Source organism: Anaerorhabdus sp., from assembly GCF_036637135.1.
In the GTDB taxonomy this organism is placed as follows: Bacteria; Bacillota_I; Bacilli_A; order Erysipelotrichales; family Erysipelotrichaceae; genus Anaerorhabdus.
In genome coordinates this window covers 1-16,433 of the sequence record NZ_JAVWNC010000024.1, presented here as the reverse complement: position 1 = coordinate 16,433, position 16,433 = coordinate 1, and the positions used below count along the sequence as shown (strand labels likewise).

At 32.1% G+C, this 16,433-nt stretch carries 19 protein-coding genes; 16 read left to right on the top strand and 3 right to left on the bottom strand.

The window, feature by feature from the left end:
- The first annotated feature begins 1 nt into the window (after position 1).
- From fabZ to RR643_RS06040, 4 genes are all read left to right on the top strand, one after another.
- On the top strand, positions 2-433 hold the full coding sequence (fabZ, locus tag RR643_RS06055; protein WP_332469106.1) for a 3-hydroxyacyl-ACP dehydratase FabZ: 432 nt from the start codon (positions 2-4) through the stop codon (positions 431-433).
- A 9-nt stretch (positions 434-442) separates the two neighbouring features.
- Entirely contained in the window at positions 443-760 is a 318-nt protein-coding gene (locus RR643_RS06050) for a holo-ACP synthase (protein WP_332482671.1), read from the top strand.
- Positions 753-1,433, top strand: coding sequence for a lysophospholipid acyltransferase family protein (locus RR643_RS06045; RefSeq protein ID WP_332482670.1), 681 nt, complete (start codon positions 753-755; stop codon positions 1,431-1,433). The genes RR643_RS06050 and RR643_RS06045 overlap by 8 nt, the downstream gene beginning before the upstream one ends.
- A 99-nt stretch (positions 1,434-1,532) precedes the next feature.
- Positions 1,533-2,432, top strand: a complete 900-nt coding sequence (locus tag RR643_RS06040; protein WP_332482669.1) for a class I SAM-dependent methyltransferase — start codon at positions 1,533-1,535, stop codon at positions 2,430-2,432.
- Positions 2,433-2,538: 106 nt separating this feature from the next.
- Here the strand turns inward: RR643_RS06040 and RR643_RS06035 are convergent, their stop codons facing one another.
- Entirely contained in the window at positions 2,539-3,078 is a 540-nt protein-coding gene (locus RR643_RS06035; RefSeq protein ID WP_332469110.1) for a DUF1836 domain-containing protein, read from the bottom strand.
- A 113-nt stretch (positions 3,079-3,191) separates the two neighbouring features.
- On the opposite strand from RR643_RS06035, the gene RR643_RS06030 reads away from it, so the two are divergent.
- From RR643_RS06030 to RR643_RS06020, 3 genes are all read left to right on the top strand, one after another.
- Positions 3,192-3,488, top strand: coding sequence for a hypothetical protein (locus tag RR643_RS06030; RefSeq protein ID WP_332469111.1), 297 nt, complete (start codon positions 3,192-3,194; stop codon positions 3,486-3,488).
- Positions 3,478-4,023, top strand: a complete 546-nt coding sequence (locus tag RR643_RS06025; protein ID WP_332482668.1) for an NUDIX hydrolase — start codon at positions 3,478-3,480, stop codon at positions 4,021-4,023. Before RR643_RS06030 ends, RR643_RS06025 begins: the two co-directional genes overlap by 11 nt.
- Positions 4,024-4,086: 63 nt before the next feature.
- Positions 4,087-4,608: a QueT transporter family protein gene (locus tag RR643_RS06020; RefSeq protein WP_332469113.1), complete on the top strand. Its 522-nt coding sequence runs from the start codon at positions 4,087-4,089 to the stop codon at positions 4,606-4,608.
- Positions 4,609-4,637: 29 nt separating this feature from the next.
- On the opposite strand, the gene RR643_RS06015 is transcribed toward RR643_RS06020, so the two are convergent.
- Positions 4,638-5,645 carry a sugar ABC transporter substrate-binding protein gene (locus RR643_RS06015; RefSeq protein ID WP_332482667.1) on the bottom strand — a complete coding sequence of 336 codons (1,008 nt, stop codon included), beginning with the start codon at positions 5,643-5,645 and terminating at the stop codon, positions 4,638-4,640.
- A complete protein-coding gene (locus RR643_RS06010) occupies positions 5,642-7,849 on the bottom strand; it encodes a bifunctional diguanylate cyclase/phosphodiesterase (protein WP_332469115.1) in 2,208 nt (735 codons plus the stop codon). Before RR643_RS06010 ends, RR643_RS06015 begins: the two co-directional genes overlap by 4 nt.
- 252 nt (positions 7,850-8,101) lie before the next feature.
- Here RR643_RS06010 and tmk point away from each other — a divergent pair, with 252 nt between their 5' ends.
- From tmk to RR643_RS05965, 9 genes are all read left to right on the top strand, one after another.
- Positions 8,102-8,734: a dTMP kinase gene (gene tmk / locus RR643_RS06005; RefSeq protein ID WP_332469116.1), complete on the top strand. Its 633-nt coding sequence runs from the start codon at positions 8,102-8,104 to the stop codon at positions 8,732-8,734.
- Positions 8,721-9,698, top strand: coding sequence for a DNA polymerase III subunit delta (locus tag RR643_RS06000; RefSeq protein WP_332469117.1), 978 nt, complete (start codon positions 8,721-8,723; stop codon positions 9,696-9,698). Before tmk ends, RR643_RS06000 begins: the two co-directional genes overlap by 14 nt.
- On the top strand, positions 9,698-10,579 hold the full coding sequence (locus RR643_RS05995; protein WP_332469118.1) for a PSP1 domain-containing protein: 882 nt from the start codon (positions 9,698-9,700) through the stop codon (positions 10,577-10,579). Before RR643_RS06000 ends, RR643_RS05995 begins: the two co-directional genes overlap by 1 nt.
- Before the next feature lie 5 nt (positions 10,580-10,584).
- Complete coding sequence (gene rsmI / locus RR643_RS05990; RefSeq protein ID WP_332482688.1) at positions 10,585-11,433, top strand: 16S rRNA (cytidine(1402)-2'-O)-methyltransferase; 849 nt, start codon at positions 10,585-10,587, stop codon at positions 11,431-11,433.
- A gap of 74 nt (positions 11,434-11,507) precedes the next feature.
- Positions 11,508-11,981 carry a hypothetical protein gene (locus RR643_RS05985; protein ID WP_332469119.1) on the top strand — a complete coding sequence of 158 codons (474 nt, stop codon included), beginning with the start codon at positions 11,508-11,510 and terminating at the stop codon, positions 11,979-11,981.
- Between the two features lie 121 nt (positions 11,982-12,102).
- Positions 12,103-13,293, top strand: a complete 1,191-nt coding sequence (locus RR643_RS05980) for a hypothetical protein (RefSeq protein ID WP_332482666.1) — start codon at positions 12,103-12,105, stop codon at positions 13,291-13,293.
- A gap of 25 nt (positions 13,294-13,318) precedes the next feature.
- Positions 13,319-14,707, top strand: a complete 1,389-nt coding sequence (locus tag RR643_RS05975; RefSeq protein WP_332482665.1) for a murein hydrolase activator EnvC family protein — start codon at positions 13,319-13,321, stop codon at positions 14,705-14,707.
- Positions 14,708-14,785: 78 nt separating this feature from the next.
- Positions 14,786-15,757, top strand: a complete 972-nt coding sequence (locus RR643_RS05970; RefSeq protein WP_332482664.1) for a N(4)-(beta-N-acetylglucosaminyl)-L-asparaginase — start codon at positions 14,786-14,788, stop codon at positions 15,755-15,757.
- On the top strand, positions 15,754-16,433 hold a 680-nt coding region (locus RR643_RS05965), incomplete at its 3' end, for a copper homeostasis protein CutC (protein WP_332482663.1). The genes RR643_RS05970 and RR643_RS05965, both read left to right, overlap by 4 nt.

The window sequence follows — 16,433 nt, the reverse complement described above, 5'->3', positions numbered from 1 at the left end:
TATGATCTATAGTAGTGATGATATCAAAAAAATTATTCCACATCGTTATCCGTTTTTATTGGTTGATACGATTGAATCAATTGAAGCAGATAAGATAATAGGAAAGAAATGTGTTAGTGCAAATGAAATGCATTTTGTTGGACACTTTCCAGAAAAACAAGTTATGCCAGGCGTGTTAATCTTGGAATCACTTGCACAAACAGGAGCAGTGTTGTTGCTTTCTATTCCTGAAAATAAAGGTAAAATTGCATTGTTTGCAGGAATTAATAAAGCTCGATTTAAACGCCAAGTAGTTCCGGGTGATGTATTAACATTAGAAGTTGAATTAGTCAAAGTAAGAATGGGAATTGGTTTTGCGAATGCAAAAGCACTAGTTGATGGTGAAGTAGCATGCGAAGCTGAATTGATGTTTGCGATTGATAATTCAAAATAGAGGTAAAAAATGATAGTGGGTATTGGATGCGATCTTTGTAAGGTTGAAAGAGTTGATGAAAAAATAGCACAGAAAGTTCTAACTGAAAAAGAACTGCATGGGTTTCAACAACTAACACTGATAAGACAAAAAGAATGGCTTGCTGGTAGATTTGCAGCAAAGGAAGCAATTATAAAAGCAACAGGAATAAAGTCAATGAAGGATATTGAAATCGAAATAACAGAAGAAGGAAAGCCTTATGTAAACCATCCAAGTCTTACAATCCATCTTTCTATCAGTCATGATGGTGAGTATGCGATGGCCACAGCGGTAGCAGAACATGTTTAGACTCTTATTAGGCGGAATTTATTTATTGAGAACATATCCAATAGCAAAACGTATAAAGAACGAGTCTTTTGATGTGCGTTACCATGAGGCTAGAGAAGCAAGTCTAAAATTTCTAAGATTAGTAAAAACATCAGTTCTTGTCAATGAACAAGAACTTCCAGAAGGTGCAACACTCTTTGTATCAAATCATCAAGGAACAATTGATCCATTGGTGATAGTAGCAGCTATTAAGAAACCAACTACATTTATATCCAAAAAAGAAAACAAGAAAATACCCATCATTAGTACATGGGCTGAAGTTTTGGACTTGATATACTTTGATCGAGAAGATCAATCAAGTGCGATTAAGATGTTAAGAGAAGCATCACGATGGTTAAAAGCTGGAAATTCAGTTCTTATTTTTCCAGAGGGAACACGCTCTAAGTCAGCAACGGTACATGGATTTCATGAAGCATCACTGAAACCAGCATATCTAGCGAAAGCAAATATTGTGCCAATAACATTACATAATGTATACAAAGATTTTGATAACATTAAAACTAAAACACCTTATCGTATAACCATAGGGAAACCATTATCTTATGAAGATTATAAGGATAAAGACTTAAAAGAATTAGCGGATTATTTACATGATGAAATTGAAAAACCAATATTAAATGAAAGCCAATCATAAGATTGGTTTTTTCATATTTGTTCAAAACATGAAATATAAGATTGACACACTGATAGTGGTAACGTATATTTAGTCTACTCATGAAGTAAGGAGACTAAAATGATAAATGATAATATGCTAGAAGAGATATCACAAATAATGGAAAATCAATTTATTTTTAATGAAAATAAAAATATTTTTTGTAATACAAATCAACTTCTTTTTCATAAAGACACAGTGAATAAAGTATTGAAATTTAGAGAAAATCTTTGTGATATATCATTGGAACAAATAACCCATTTAGCATACAAATATCAAAATAATTTCTTATCTCAGTTTTACATGATTAATCAATATACATATTTTAATGAAGAATCTTTACAAAATATTAGAAATATTTTTATAAGTTTGATCAATGAATTACAGGAAGTATCAATACCAATAGAAGATATTGAAAGTAGACACTATAATAGAATAAATACATTTATTAAACTTAGTAACCCATCTATTTTTGAAATAAATCAAAATGACAATGAAATATCAAAACAGTTTGTATGTGCTCAATATACAGGAGAGTTTTTATGTGATTTATTAGACATTGATGTATCGAATATAAAAGGATTAGTATTAGATATAGGATGTGGTTTAGATGGTAATCTTGTAACATACCTTCGTAAGATGAATATTGAAGCTAATGGTATTGATAGAAAAACTAATGCACCAGGATGTACATCAATAGATTGGTTTATGTTTGATTATGATTTTGAAAAATGGGATTTGATAATATCTAATCTTTCATTTTCAAGTCATTTCTTATATCATCATTTGCACAATGAAGAAATCTCTAATCAGTATGCTTCAACATATATGAAAATACTTTCTTCTTTAAAAAAGAATGGTCAATGGGTATACGCGCCATCAATTCCTTTTTTTGAAGATGTTTTACCTAAACAATTATACAAGATAGAACGAAATCCAATTGATAGTGAATTTTTAAAAACAACTATTACAAAAATATAAATAAAAAATTTCCAATCGTAGTGACAATTAGAAATTCAAATATCTATGGATAGTGGTAAGTAACTTAATACACAAACAGAAAAAAATTTTAAACAAACAGTACTAGCTATTTAGTTGATTTAAAATTTCTGATTTGTTTTAAATCAGGATTTTGTAAATCATTTTGAACACATAATTTTGTACAAACACTCATCACTAAATTACGAATGATATAGACAGCTTCATGGCCTTCGTCAAGACTAGGTGTATGTTTGATGGGTTGTCTTAGACATAATCCCTTGAAACAAGATTCAAATTCTAAAATGAAGAAATTATATGCTTGTTCATCAGGATAGTGAGTAATTTGATATTTAAATAAAACTGATATTTCTTGAAGACTAAATACTTGTTTCATAATACAAATAACTACAAGATAGGCTAAGTGCTTATTTGAGTATCTTTTGTTTTGCGGAGCTTCAATAATACCTTGGTTAACGTAATTGTTAATCATTGTTTTCGTAATGTAACTGTCTTGTCCAGCTATCATCACAACACCAAGAATTTGTTGTAGATAATCGACAACTTGGTCCATGTATAAATTTAAACTTGGCAGTTCGTTCCAACGAGGTAGATGTAAATCAGAGATCTCTTTTTCATTTAAGTACATAGTTTGTTCCCACCTTTGTATATATTATAGTAAACAACATGAAGTATAGTCAAACATTGCTTGGGGAATTATTCTAATTGGTGTATAGTAATTTAAAAGAAGTGAGGTTGAATATGGAACGATTGACGAAGAAGATAAATGATTCATATGTAGTTACTGACTTAAAAGAAGTAGATGGTAAATTCTATGGAGAAGCTATAGAAAGATTAGCATTATTTGAAAATATGCTTGAGACAATTGAAATGCAACAACAAGACTACAACAAACAAATCGATAACTTAAGAGATCCAGCTTCTGGAAAAGTACATTGGCGTATTAAAGAGTTAATGGGCAAAAAGTTAACCAATAAAGGAATACTATTGGCTTTAAAATATCATGGAATTGATGTAGGTGAAGAAGATGAAGCTTAAAGAAACAACACTAAAACAAGAACTTAAGTTTAAAGGTAGATTAATTAATGTAAGACATGATGAAGTTGAACTACCTAATCATGAAATTGCTTTAAGAGAAGTTGTAGAACATCCAGGAGGTGTTGCGGTTGCGATGATCAATGATGAGGGTAAATTCTTTATGGTTGAACAATATCGTTACGCTCAACAAAAAGTATTACTAGAATATCCTGCAGGTAAAATGGAAAGAGGAGAAGATCCTCTGGAAACAGCCAAGAGAGAAATAATTGAGGAAACAGGGTATAGCGGTAAAGATTTCGTTTATTTGGGAAGAATGGTACCGACTGGAGCATATTTGGAAGAAAAAATTGAAATGTATATGGCTAATACAGATCAATATCTAGGACAGAACTTAGATGTTGATGAATTTGTAAGTGTTAGTACAAAATCAATCGATGAATTGATTGATATGATAATGAATAGAGAAATAGAAGATGGTAAGACTATTGCCATGACATTTATGATTAAAGAAATGTTGGAAAGAAACAAGAAATAGTGATAAACTAATAAACAGTCAGTCGCGATTCCCTGACTTAAAATAAAACAAGGAGGGTTTTTTATGAACGCAAGATTAAAGAGATTTACGATTATCGCAATGATAGCGGCATTGTATACAGCCGTATCATTGGCATTGGCACCAATTACTTATGGAAACATTCAAGTAAGAGTTGCAGAGGCATTAACATTATTACCAATTATTTATACACCTGCGATTTGGGGAGTTACACTTGGATGTGCACTAACTAATTTAATTGGAGCGATGATGGGAATTAATGTCTTAGGATTTATGGATGTATTTGTTGGAACTTTCGCAACATTTCTAGCAGCAATTTGTACTTATAAATTAAGAAAGATTGAATTTATGGGATTACCACTTTTAGCCGCTAGTATGCCAGTAATATTTAATGCTTTAATTATTGGTTTAGAACTTACTGTAGTTTTCTATCCAGCCGCATCCTTTATGATGGGATATCTTATCAGCGGATTTGAGGTAGGATTGGGTGAGTTAGTGTCATGTTTTATATTAGGAATACCATTAATCAAAGTATTAAGTAAAACAAAAATATTTAAAGAAAATTAAAAATGCCTATAAAAAGGCATTTTTTTCTGTTAATTACCGTAAACTTCTTCTGTCGTATAGAATCCTTTTTCAATAATTTCACTATTAATATTTTGTTTGACAATTTCTATACCAGTAATTAAATATCCTGGAACAGGTACATTATACCCATTACTTACTTCGGTGTTTACTTTAGGTTTTTTGCCTGATGCAAGTAAGACGGCTTCTTCAATTGCGGTTGAGGCAAGCATCTGTAAGTCTAAGGAAATCGTCATATCTTGTTCATTATTGATAATTCTTTGTATAGCATCTAGTTCTGCGTCCATACCGGTGATAACAACATGGTGATCAATTCCAAGTTCTTTCACTGCTTCAGCACAGCCACCTGCAATTTTATCATTTGGAGCTAAAATCGCATCCACATTACCACCATTATTTTGGATAGCTTCGATTACCATTTCCTTTGCAAGTTCTCTAGACCAACCAGGAACAGCTTCTTCTAATATAATATTTATATCATCTCTCATTGGATCGATATAGCGCATAGCACCATCATATGTTAGTTGAGCATTACTATCAGAAGGATCACCCTTTAATATAATGTAATCGCCAGTGTAGACACTTTCACTTAAGTATTGACCCATTGTTTGACCTAATCGATAGCTATCATATCCAACAACTAAATCAACATATTGATTCAGAACAGTTCTTGAATAACTAATGACAGGAACATTTTTTTCTTTTGCATACGAAATGATTTCTTCAACGTTTGTAACATCTCGTGGTGTAAGTATCAATACATCAATACCTTGGTCTATCATCTCAATACAGTCTTCAGTTTGTGTTAATGGAGTATCTGTCTTGTTAAGACGGACCTCAATGTTAACACCTAGTTCTGCTGCTTTTTCTTCCATATAGGTTTTTTCTTTTTGCCAACGAGTAGCTTCGCCTACACCGAAGGAGACCCCGATATTTATTTTTTCTTCTTTTTTGCTACATCCAACTAAAGATGAGATAGTTAGAAGACAAATAAGAAGTAAAACTATTTTCTTTTTCATATCTTACCTTCCTTAAAAATTATTTTAAAATCTTCTTGTGGCATTGGTTTTGCAAAATAATATCCTTGAGCTACATTACATCCATATTCTTTCATTAAATCAACGTTATCTTGGGTTTCTACCCCTTCAACAACGATTTTTATATCCAAGTCATGTGCCATCTTGGTAATTGATGAAAGTATAATCTTTTGTCTTTCACTTTTTGCGGTATCTTGAAGGAATCCGCGGTCAAACTTAATAACATCAATATCAACATCTTTCAACATGTTAAGTGATGAATATCCGCTTCCAAAATCATCCATCGAGATTTGTAATCCATGCTCATGTAGATGATTAATGAACTCTTCAATAATTTGATAGTTATCAAAAATGACAGTTTCAGTTAATTCAATTTCAATTAGTTGAGTAGGTACATCATATTCATTAATAAGTTGAAGAAGGTGATGTACAAAATCATGACTCATTAAATGCATTCTAGAGAAGTTTACAGAAATTGGATAACATTTAATATTTTGATCTAAACAAGTTCTCAAGAACTGAAGTGTTTTTCTAAATATAGCGAAATCAATTTCATGAATTAATCCAGTTTTTTCAGATAGAGGGATAAAATCACTAGGAGGAATTACTACACCATCTTTTGTAATCCAACGTGCAAGTGCTTCAGCACCTTCTATTTCGTTTGTATTTATATTGATTTTAGGTTGGAAGAAAGGAATAATTTCATCATTTTGAATAGCTTTTTCAATAGCGCGTTTTGCTTGTTCGTTTTGTATTAATTTCTTATCAAGTTCAGAATCATAGAATTCAACTTTCTTACGATGAGTACCTTTGGTACTCTTAGATGCAAGGTTAGCTTTATCAACCATGAGATTGATATTTTCATTTTTGTCGTTTACTTTGTAAATACCAGCCGACAAGTAAATAACGATATTATCCACTGTTAACTCAGGTAGGAATATTTCTTTTAAACGTTCAGCACGACAGTCTTCAAGTAATAAAACAAAATGATCACTGTAGATACGAGCACACAATTCATCATTCTTTAAAACTCTTGAATATAAATGATGAATAACAGAAAGTATTTTATCTCCGACATCATATCCATAGTAATTATTAATGTATTTAAAGTTATCCACATCGAAAGTAAAGATATAGTATTGTTTATCTGGATTCACTTGGAATATATTTTGTATATCAAATTGAAACTTTGTGAAGGTATCCAATCCTGTAACAGAATCAATAAACGCAAGTTTCTTTAATTTTCTTTCTTGAGCTCGCTTAGAGAAGAAGAAATAAGATGTTGATATTAGGAATCCGATGAATAAAACAAGTAATACTGCATAGAAGATTTTGACAACGGTACGTACGTTAGGTAAAACAGCGTTAGTTTTTATACTTGACACTAAATACCAATCATAAACTTTATCAAGTGGTGTGTATGTAGCATAAACATCAGAACCTTTGTATTTTAGCTTTATGAATCCAGTGGTTTTATCTTCAATACCTTTTTGAAGTGAACGGGTTTGTTCAGGATTGTCGCTATATAATAAGCGATATAAATTATCAGATTCAGGTGTATAATCTTCATCTTGAGAACTGATGACAATATAACCATCACCATTGATAATGTAGGTATAACCTGCATCAGAATAAATAGAAGTAGAGCACAAAGCGTACATTTGTTCCAAAGAAAACTGTTTTTGTATTGTCCCAATGACTTCATCCTTATAAAGAATTGGGGCACTGATAACATAAAGAACTTGACCATCCCAACGAGATAGTAATCGATCAGATATGTTACTTTCACCAGCCATTGATAAGCGGAAGTATTGTCTACCTGTAACATCGATAGTAGTGCCGCTTGGTAAAAATGCAGAACCATTTGGTAAAGCAAGGAATAATTGTGTTTCATTATTCTGTAAAGTATATTCCATGAATGATTGTTCCAAAGGTACATCTTCTTGTTGCGAATAACGTTCAGCTAATTGTTTTGCAACAATGGATAAACTATTAACTTCGCTGCTTAAATTGTTATTAATAACATCTTTATTTTGTTCAACAATTTCCTTTAGGTTGGTTTCGATATCATCATTCAATAAATTCTGTGCATAACTCATTAATGCAAAAATAGTTAATACTAATAAAGCATTAACGAGTAGTAACAATAATAAAGGTAATTTTTTCGTTACTTTAGGTTTGCGCATATGATAATTGTCTCCCACAGATAATTCGAGTATTCATACTACAAGGAAGCTAAATTCAAGAAGGTATCTATAGTCTTATTTTACACTTTTTGGGTCATTTTAGGTAGTTTTTGCATAAAAATGATTCACTTAATAGGCAAAAGTTCAAAATTAAAGTAAATATGGAATCAAAATTCATATGATTCAATGAAATCGCATCCTTTTAGCTGTAGCAAAACCATGGTATAATTGTTAAGAAATGATGGTGATTTTATGAATAAAGGAATATTTATAACATTTGAAGGACCTGACGGTAGTGGAAAAACTACTGTTTCTAAAGGCGTTTATGATAAATTAGTTAAGAGTGGTATTGATGCGATTTATACCCGTGAACCTGGTGGTATTGAAATTGCGGAGAAGATTCGAGATATTATCTTGGATCCAAAACATACAACTATGGATGCGAAAACAGAGGCGCTTCTTTATGCTGCAAGTAGAAGACAACATTTAGTTGAAAAAGTAAAACCAGCATTAGAAGAAGGCAAAGTTGTAATCTGTGATCGATTTGTGGATAGTTCGCTTGCTTATCAAGGATGTGGACGTCATTTGGGTGTGGATGAAGTATGGTCAATCAATAATTTTGCGATCGAAGGATTTATGCCAAAGAAAACAATATATTTGGATTTAAGTGCCGAAGATGGGTTAAAAAGAATAGAGAATAGAGCTTTTAAAGATCGTTTAGATCAAGAAACAATACAATTTCATCATGATGTACAAGATGGTTATAAAAAAATTGTGGAAAAGTTTAAAGATAGAATGATCATTGTAGATGCATCAAAATCAGTAGAAGAAGTTGTGGATACTGCATTTGATCGTGTCATGGAGATAATTCATGATCAGGGATAAACTCCAAGAAACACAACCCATCGTATATCAAACATTAAGTAATGCGATTAAGAATAAAAAGTTTGCCCATGCATATTTATTCACAGGTGTGAAGGGTACACCTAAAAAGGAAGCAGCATTGTGGTTTGCGCAAAACCTTGTGTGTGAACATACGGAAGATGGATTTGCGTGTGAAACTTGTGATGAGTGTCGAAGGATTGCGGAAAACATGTATGCAGATTTAATATATTTGGATGGTAATGATGCTACAATAAAAAAAGACAGCATTCTTCAACTACAGGAGCAGTTCTCTAAAACAGCATTGGAAAAAAGTGGTAAAAAATTCTATATCTTAGACATGGCAGAAAATGCCACCACAGAAGCATTGAATAGTTTACTTAAGTTTCTTGAAGAACCAAATGGACAAGATACACAAGCTATCTTGATCGTAGATAGTATCGATCGTTTACTACCTACAATTATTTCACGATGTCAGATTATTCCATTTAAACCATTAAACGTAGAACATTATTATGAAGATGGAATTAAATCGGGACTGGATGAGTTAGATAGTTATGTCTTAAGTCATATTGTAAAAGATGTGGATTATATGAATGCAATGATGGAATCAGAAGAGTATCAAACTGCAATGGTTGGTGCTGAAAGATTTGTATCCTTGTTTGATGTGGATATCCATCGATTCCTTGTGTGGTTTGAAACAGAAATACTAGGTAATAAGGATAAAGATAAAGAAGTAGTTAAAATGTTTCTTGAGATATTATTAATTTTCTTTAGAGATGTTGTATCAAATAAGGATGGTCAAACAAGTTGGTTTGAAAGAGAAGTACAAAGAATATCACAAAAAAATATACCGATTGAACGCATTTTACTTATTCTATTAGAGAGTAAAGATAAATGTAACCGTAGTTATAATCTACAATTAGTAGTTGAACAAATGATTCATGAGATCAAGGAGGTCATGTAATGGAAGAAACAGTAATCGAAACACTGACTCAAGAGAGTTACAAATATGTAGTATCCATTCGTTTTAGAAATGGTAACAAGTGTTATTCATTTGGAACAAATGATGAAACGATTGAATATGGAGATTATGTTGTTGTTGAAACGGCAAGGGGTGTTGAGTTAGGTGAAGTAGTAAGTGAATTAAGAGAACTAGCTCAAGTAGATATTCATACACCACTAAAACCTGTATTGAATAAAGCGACACCAGAAGATCGCAAACAATATGCAGAAAATATTGAACTTGCAAAAGAAGCACATGAGTATTGTCAAAAAGAAATTGAAAGACTTCAATTGGATATGAATTTAATCAGTGCAGAATATACATTGGATCGTAGTAAAATCTTATTTGTGTATGTAGCTGATGAAAGAGTAGACTTTAGAGAATTATTAAAACATCTAGCAAGCGGATTACATTGTCGTATTGAACTTAGACAAATAGGGTCAAGAGATAAAGCCAAAATCATTGGTGGAATTGGTGCTTGTGGTATGGAAACTTGTTGTTCAAGATTTATGGAAGAATTTGATGTTGTATCTATCAATATGGCTAAGAATCAGTTACTGGCATTAAACATTCAAAAACTATCAGGACAATGTGGAAAACTAATGTGCTGTTTAAAGTTTGAAGATGATGCATATAAGGATTTAAGACAAGGCTTACCAAAACTTAATGCTCAAGTAGAGTATGAGGGACATACATATCGAGTTACATCAATGAATGTCATTGCTCAACAAGCTAAACTAGAAAGTCGTGATGCTGTTCAATACGTATCATTAGACGATTTAAAAGCAAAAGCAAAAATAAAAAAAGTTGAACCACCTCAACCTAAAAAGGGGGCTGAATAGCCTTGATTCATCGTCAAAAAAGTTTTGGTAATGAAATGCCTACATTATATTTAGTACCAACTCCAATTGGTAATCTAGATGAAATGACACCACGTGCTATTGAAATATTGAAAAATGTTGATGTAATTGCATGTGAAGATACAAGAAATTCAATGAAGTTATTACAACACTTTGATATCCATACACGATATGTACAATATCATAATTTCAATGAACAAGAATCATCGAAGGGTTTACTTCTATTCTTGGAACAAGGAAAGAATGTGGCAGTAATATCGGATGCAGGATATCCTCTGATAAGTGATCCAGGACAAGTAATTGTAAGTAAAGCAATTAGTTTGGGTTACAATGTTGTACCTTTATCTGGTTGTAATGCAATGTTAAATGCGTTAGTGGGATCGGGATTGATTACACAACCGTTTATGTTTATTGGATTTTTACCAGCTAATCAAAAAGAAAGTGTTAAAGTGTTAAATCAATACAAACATTATCCAATGACACTCATCTTTTATGAAGCACCACATCGTATTGAAAAGATGTTAGCGAGTGTATTAGAAGTATTTGGGGATCGCCAAGTATGCGTAGCTAGAGAATTAACGAAAAGACATGAAGAATTTATCCGTGGTTTGTGTAGTGAAGTTCTAGAAGAAATTCAAGGAGCTAAAGGTGAAATGGTCGTGGTTGTAGAAGGATTTAATGAAGAATTAAAACCGGCTATTGATATGAATGAAATTTCACTCTTGGTTGATGAAGCAATCCAACAAGGATTGAGCAAATCGGATGCCATTAAAGCTGTTGCGAAACAAACAGGTATGTCTAAAAACGAAATATACAATTATATCCATCAAAATTAAGACCTGAAGAGGTCTTTTTTCATGAGTTTGACACCTTGAGTCTATTGATGTAGACTGATAGAAAGGAGATTACTATGAAACAATCTGATCGAGTTAATCTAATCGTGGGTCTTATATTATTCATTGTATTATCATCAAATTCTATTTTAATGCTTGGTTATGAATATACTTGGCATGTGAATATATTAGAAGTTATAAAACTAATTCTACTCGTGTTTATCTCATTCTATATTTTGTTTATTTTATATAAAAATAATTACTACAAATACCAAGGAACAATTTTGGTCTTATTCATAATCATAATTAGTCTAGTAGATTTAATAATATTAATTATGGATAAATATGCAAACATTCCATTGTTGTCTTTTATGAATAGTATTTATTTAATTTATGAAGGAGTAAAACTAGAACGATTTAATGATAGTTCAAAAACCATTACAAAAGTTCTCTTTGATAATAGGATGGTCACTTATTTCTTTGTAATAACAATCATTTTCTTTCTAACAACCAATGGGTTTCAAGAATTTATTAAACAATTGTTTATATAGAGGTGAAGACAATGAATAAAAAAATTATATTAAATCTCATTCTATTTATACTGCTTATCTTAATTATGTTTGTATCGATTCGATTTGATCCACAAATCGTATTTTATTTCTAGGTATTTTTATGAATAAATATACATTAATAAGAAGACTCATTCTTTGTTTATTATTGGTCTGGTTAATTGGGTTTGAAGGGATACAATTAAGGCGATTTCAGGAAATATTTCTAGATTATCATTTATTAGTTCCGCTTCAAACAATTTGTCTACTTGGATATGGATACTTAACACTTACTTACAAGAAAAATAAATGTGTTCGAGAATTTGCATTCATACTACTTACATTTTTTGTGTTATCCATTTTTTTCTCGGCTGGGTTTATTCATAGTTATATTCATGGATTTGAATTGCTGTGGGATATTAAAGTTTTATTTAATAGACTCGTCATTTCGATTTTAGTGCTTATGATGTTTGACGTTATTCAAATTGAAAATAATAACAAGAATTTAAAGGAAATCACAAAAGAATTTTTTTCGAGTACTTATCTCACAATAACTTTGATTATTAGTTGTATTTTATTCTGTACAACTGATGGTATAAAAGTTTTCTTTATGTTTAATGAAAAAAGAGAAATTAGTACGGAATCATGTATAAGTTATATAGGTTTAACTGGTCCATTAGGTTATACAAAATTTGTTGTGAATGAAATAGGTTACTATGATTCTAATAAAGATATCGAGGGTAAAATTCTTTCGTTAATTTGTGGAAGTATGGAAGTTAGTCATAATGGAAGTGAACCTATAACTACCACATCGATAGCATATGATTATGTAAATCCAGGTGATCTCATTGAAATCAAAATACAACCCAATGAAAGCAATCTAGCATTAACAAACTGGGAATATGATACATCTCCGTTCTTGTATGAAGTAAAGAAACAACCAGTAGGAATCAGTGACTTTACAAAAGAAGTAAGAGAGATGATAGATAATGAATTAAAAGAAATTACTATAAAGATGGAAGATATGTGGATAACTTCTACAGAACCATTGGATATCTTACTCTTTCAAAGTAATTATGGAGTTAAAGATGTTTATCTTGTGTATGTATATGATGGGGGAGATACAATCGCAATCAATGTTGATAAAAATCCATACATTGAAAATAATGAATTAAAGAGCAGCGATACATATTCATCAACAGGAGGTTATTCTAATATGGAAGATATGTTGAATGATCTACAAGCAATGAGTATCAAATCATACTATGGAAATCAATATGATGATGTTGAAGTAGAATTGGATTTAGTAAATTAGATTCAATGTTAATAGGGAGGATAGAATGAAAAATATTCTTAAAATATCGATAACGATCTGTATGCTTGTAAGTAATTCTTTGTTTGTGTTTGCAATAAGTAATGAAGACTTTGAAAGCGATGTAAATACATATACACAATTATGTTCAAAGCCGGATAATGAATTAACAGAACAAGAAAAAGAAACGTGCAAACGATTTGTTACATACATGAGTAACAAATCGGAATCACTAAAAACAGAACTCAAAGAAATTGAAGCGAAGAGATCCGAGATTGCGAAAAACTTAAAAGAGTATACAGATAAGATAAAAAATTATGATTTGCAAATTTCTATTTTAAGAAAAGAGATTGAAGAATTAAATAATAAAATTCAAATCAAAGATGAAGAAATTAGAATTAAACAAGAAGAAATTAAAACAAAAGAATTAGAAGTTGAAGCATTACGAAAAAAAGTAAAAGAACGAATGGTATCTGCGCAAGTGGGAATGAGATTGAATCAGTATGTGGATATTATTATGGGAGCTAAAAGTTTCAATGATTTATTACGTAGAGTGAATGGGATCGGTGATATTTCAAGTTATGATAATGAGGAAAGAAAGAAACTAATTACGCTAATAGAAGAGCTAAACATTGCGAAGGCAGAATTAGAGACTGCAAAAACAGAACTTGAAGACGCAAAAGTTGAAGTTGTAACAAAACAAAATTCTTTATTGGTTTTAAAGAAAGAAGCAGAAGTCGTGGCACAAGAATATGCTAAACAAGAAGCGGATTTAGAAGCTGAGGGGAATCGTATTTTAAGTAACATTCAAGAAGTTAAGACAACACTCTCAAATATGGGTGATAAGATAACAAACATTCCAAATACATCTGGTTTCAATAGGCCAATTGGTGGAGGTAGAATTAGTGCGGGTACTTGGTATTATCCAGAGAGCTTTGGTGGAGGTGTTCACCTTGGTGCGGATTTTTCAACAGGTAAAGGATCACCGATTTATGCGGCAGGTAATGGGGTCGTAGTTGGAAGAGCAGATGGTTGTGGTGATGGATATCGAGGAAGTACTTGCGGTGAAGCTGAGGGTGGAAGCAGAATGGGAGGAAATCAAATTTATCTCATTACAAAAATTAATGGAACCCTATACGCAATTAAGTACTTACATATGTTAATAGGAACACCAATCGCATTATACAGTGTTGTTGATGCAGGAGCAGTCATTGGACAAGTAGGTACATCAGGTAATTCTACGGGTCCCCATGTCCATGTAGAAGTATTCAATTTAGGTACAATGGATATTACGGATTATGTAAATTCATGGAATGGTGATTTATCGTTTGGTGCTGGTTGGGGATCTGGTGGTATTGGTAGTAATTGCGAACAGAAAGGTCCGCCATGTCGTGTTAGACCTGAAAGTGTATTCTAAGAATATATTGCTTATAGTTGATTAAATAATAAAAAATCAGTATGCTTTCTTTAGTGAAATAAATAAAGGAGAATGTGTATGTGGGGAATTATTGCAACTTGGAGAATGGCAAAAGAGGGTGTTGAAGAAGGCGTAAAAGTCCTTCGTGATAAAGGAACTGCAGGTAGTGCGATTGAAGTAGCGATTCAAGAAGTAGAAAACTATCCCTTATATAAGTCGGTTGGGTTTGGCGGTTTGCCAAATGAGGAAATGGAACTAGAATTAGATGCTGCTTACATGGACGGAGATACTTTAAGTGTGGGTGCAATTGCAGCAATTAAAGATTATGCAAATCCAATTAGTATCGCTAAAAAGCTAAGTGAAGAAACTGTGAATAATATGTTAGTTTCTAGTGGTGCAGAGAAATATGCGGCTCAAGAAGGTTTTGAAAGAAAAAATATGCTCACAAAGAGGGCACAAGCTTTTTATCGTGAAAGAAAGAGCCAAATAGAGCCTGTAGAACTCAAACCATATGATGGTCATGATACAGTGGGAATGGTTACTTTAGATGATAAGGGTAAGGTTGTAGCTGCAACAAGTACAAGTGGATTATTCATGAAACGTAAAGGCAGAGTTGGAGATTCACCATTAGTAGGTTCGGGGTTCTATGCTGATTCCAAAGTAGGTGGGGCAACAGCAACAGGATTAGGTGAAGACTTAATGAAGGGATGTATCTCTTATGAAATCGTTCGTCTAATGAAAGAAGGATTACATCCACAAGAAGCATGTGAGAAAGCTGTTTATAATTTAGACAAAGAGTTAAGAGAAAGAAGAAACAATGCTGGAGATTTATCTGTTGTAGCATTAAACAATGAAGGTGAATGGGGTGCTGCCACTAACATTGAAGAATTCTCATGTGTAGTTCAAATTGAAAATCAACCGTGTGAAGTATATGTAATAAGAAATGATAATGGAAAAACAATTAAAGAAATAGCAACAGATGAATGGGTAGAAAAATATATGAAAAGTGAAATTGGATATGTGGATGAAGAAAAATGGGGTAAGCAATGAGAGTGATTGAGATTTGTTGTGGAAGTTATGAGGATTGTTTAGCGGCATATAAAGGTGGTGCTAAACGTGTTGAATTAAATAGTGCTTTACACTTGGGTGGATTAACACCAAGTCTTGGAAGTTTAATCAAATCAAAACAAAATACTGATTTAAAGATAATCACAATGGTTAGACCTCGTTCTGCAGGATTTTGTTACAGCAATGAAGAGATAGAAGTTATGTTAGTTGATGCAAAGGCTTTACTCGATCATGGTGCGGATGGAATTGCATTTGGTTTTCTTGACCAAGATGGCACAATCGATGTTACAAGCACAAAAAGAATGATGAGTGTAATTCGTAGTTACCCAAATGCAGAGGCAGTATTTCATCGAGCATTTGATTGCACTGCGAACCCATACGAAGCAATAGAAACATGTATTGAATTAGGTATAGATCGTATTCTTACAAGTGGTCAAGAAGCAAAAGCCATTGATGGAAAAGCATTAATAAAAGAACTAGTATTAAAGTATAGTGATAAAATTGAAATACTTCCAGGAAGTGGGATGAATGATACAAATGCCGTAGCTTTTATGAATGAAACTGGTGTTAATCAAATCCACTCCTCTTGTAAAGATTGGAAGATAGACCCAACGACAACCATGAATGGTGTAAGTTATGCTTATCATAATGAAAATGA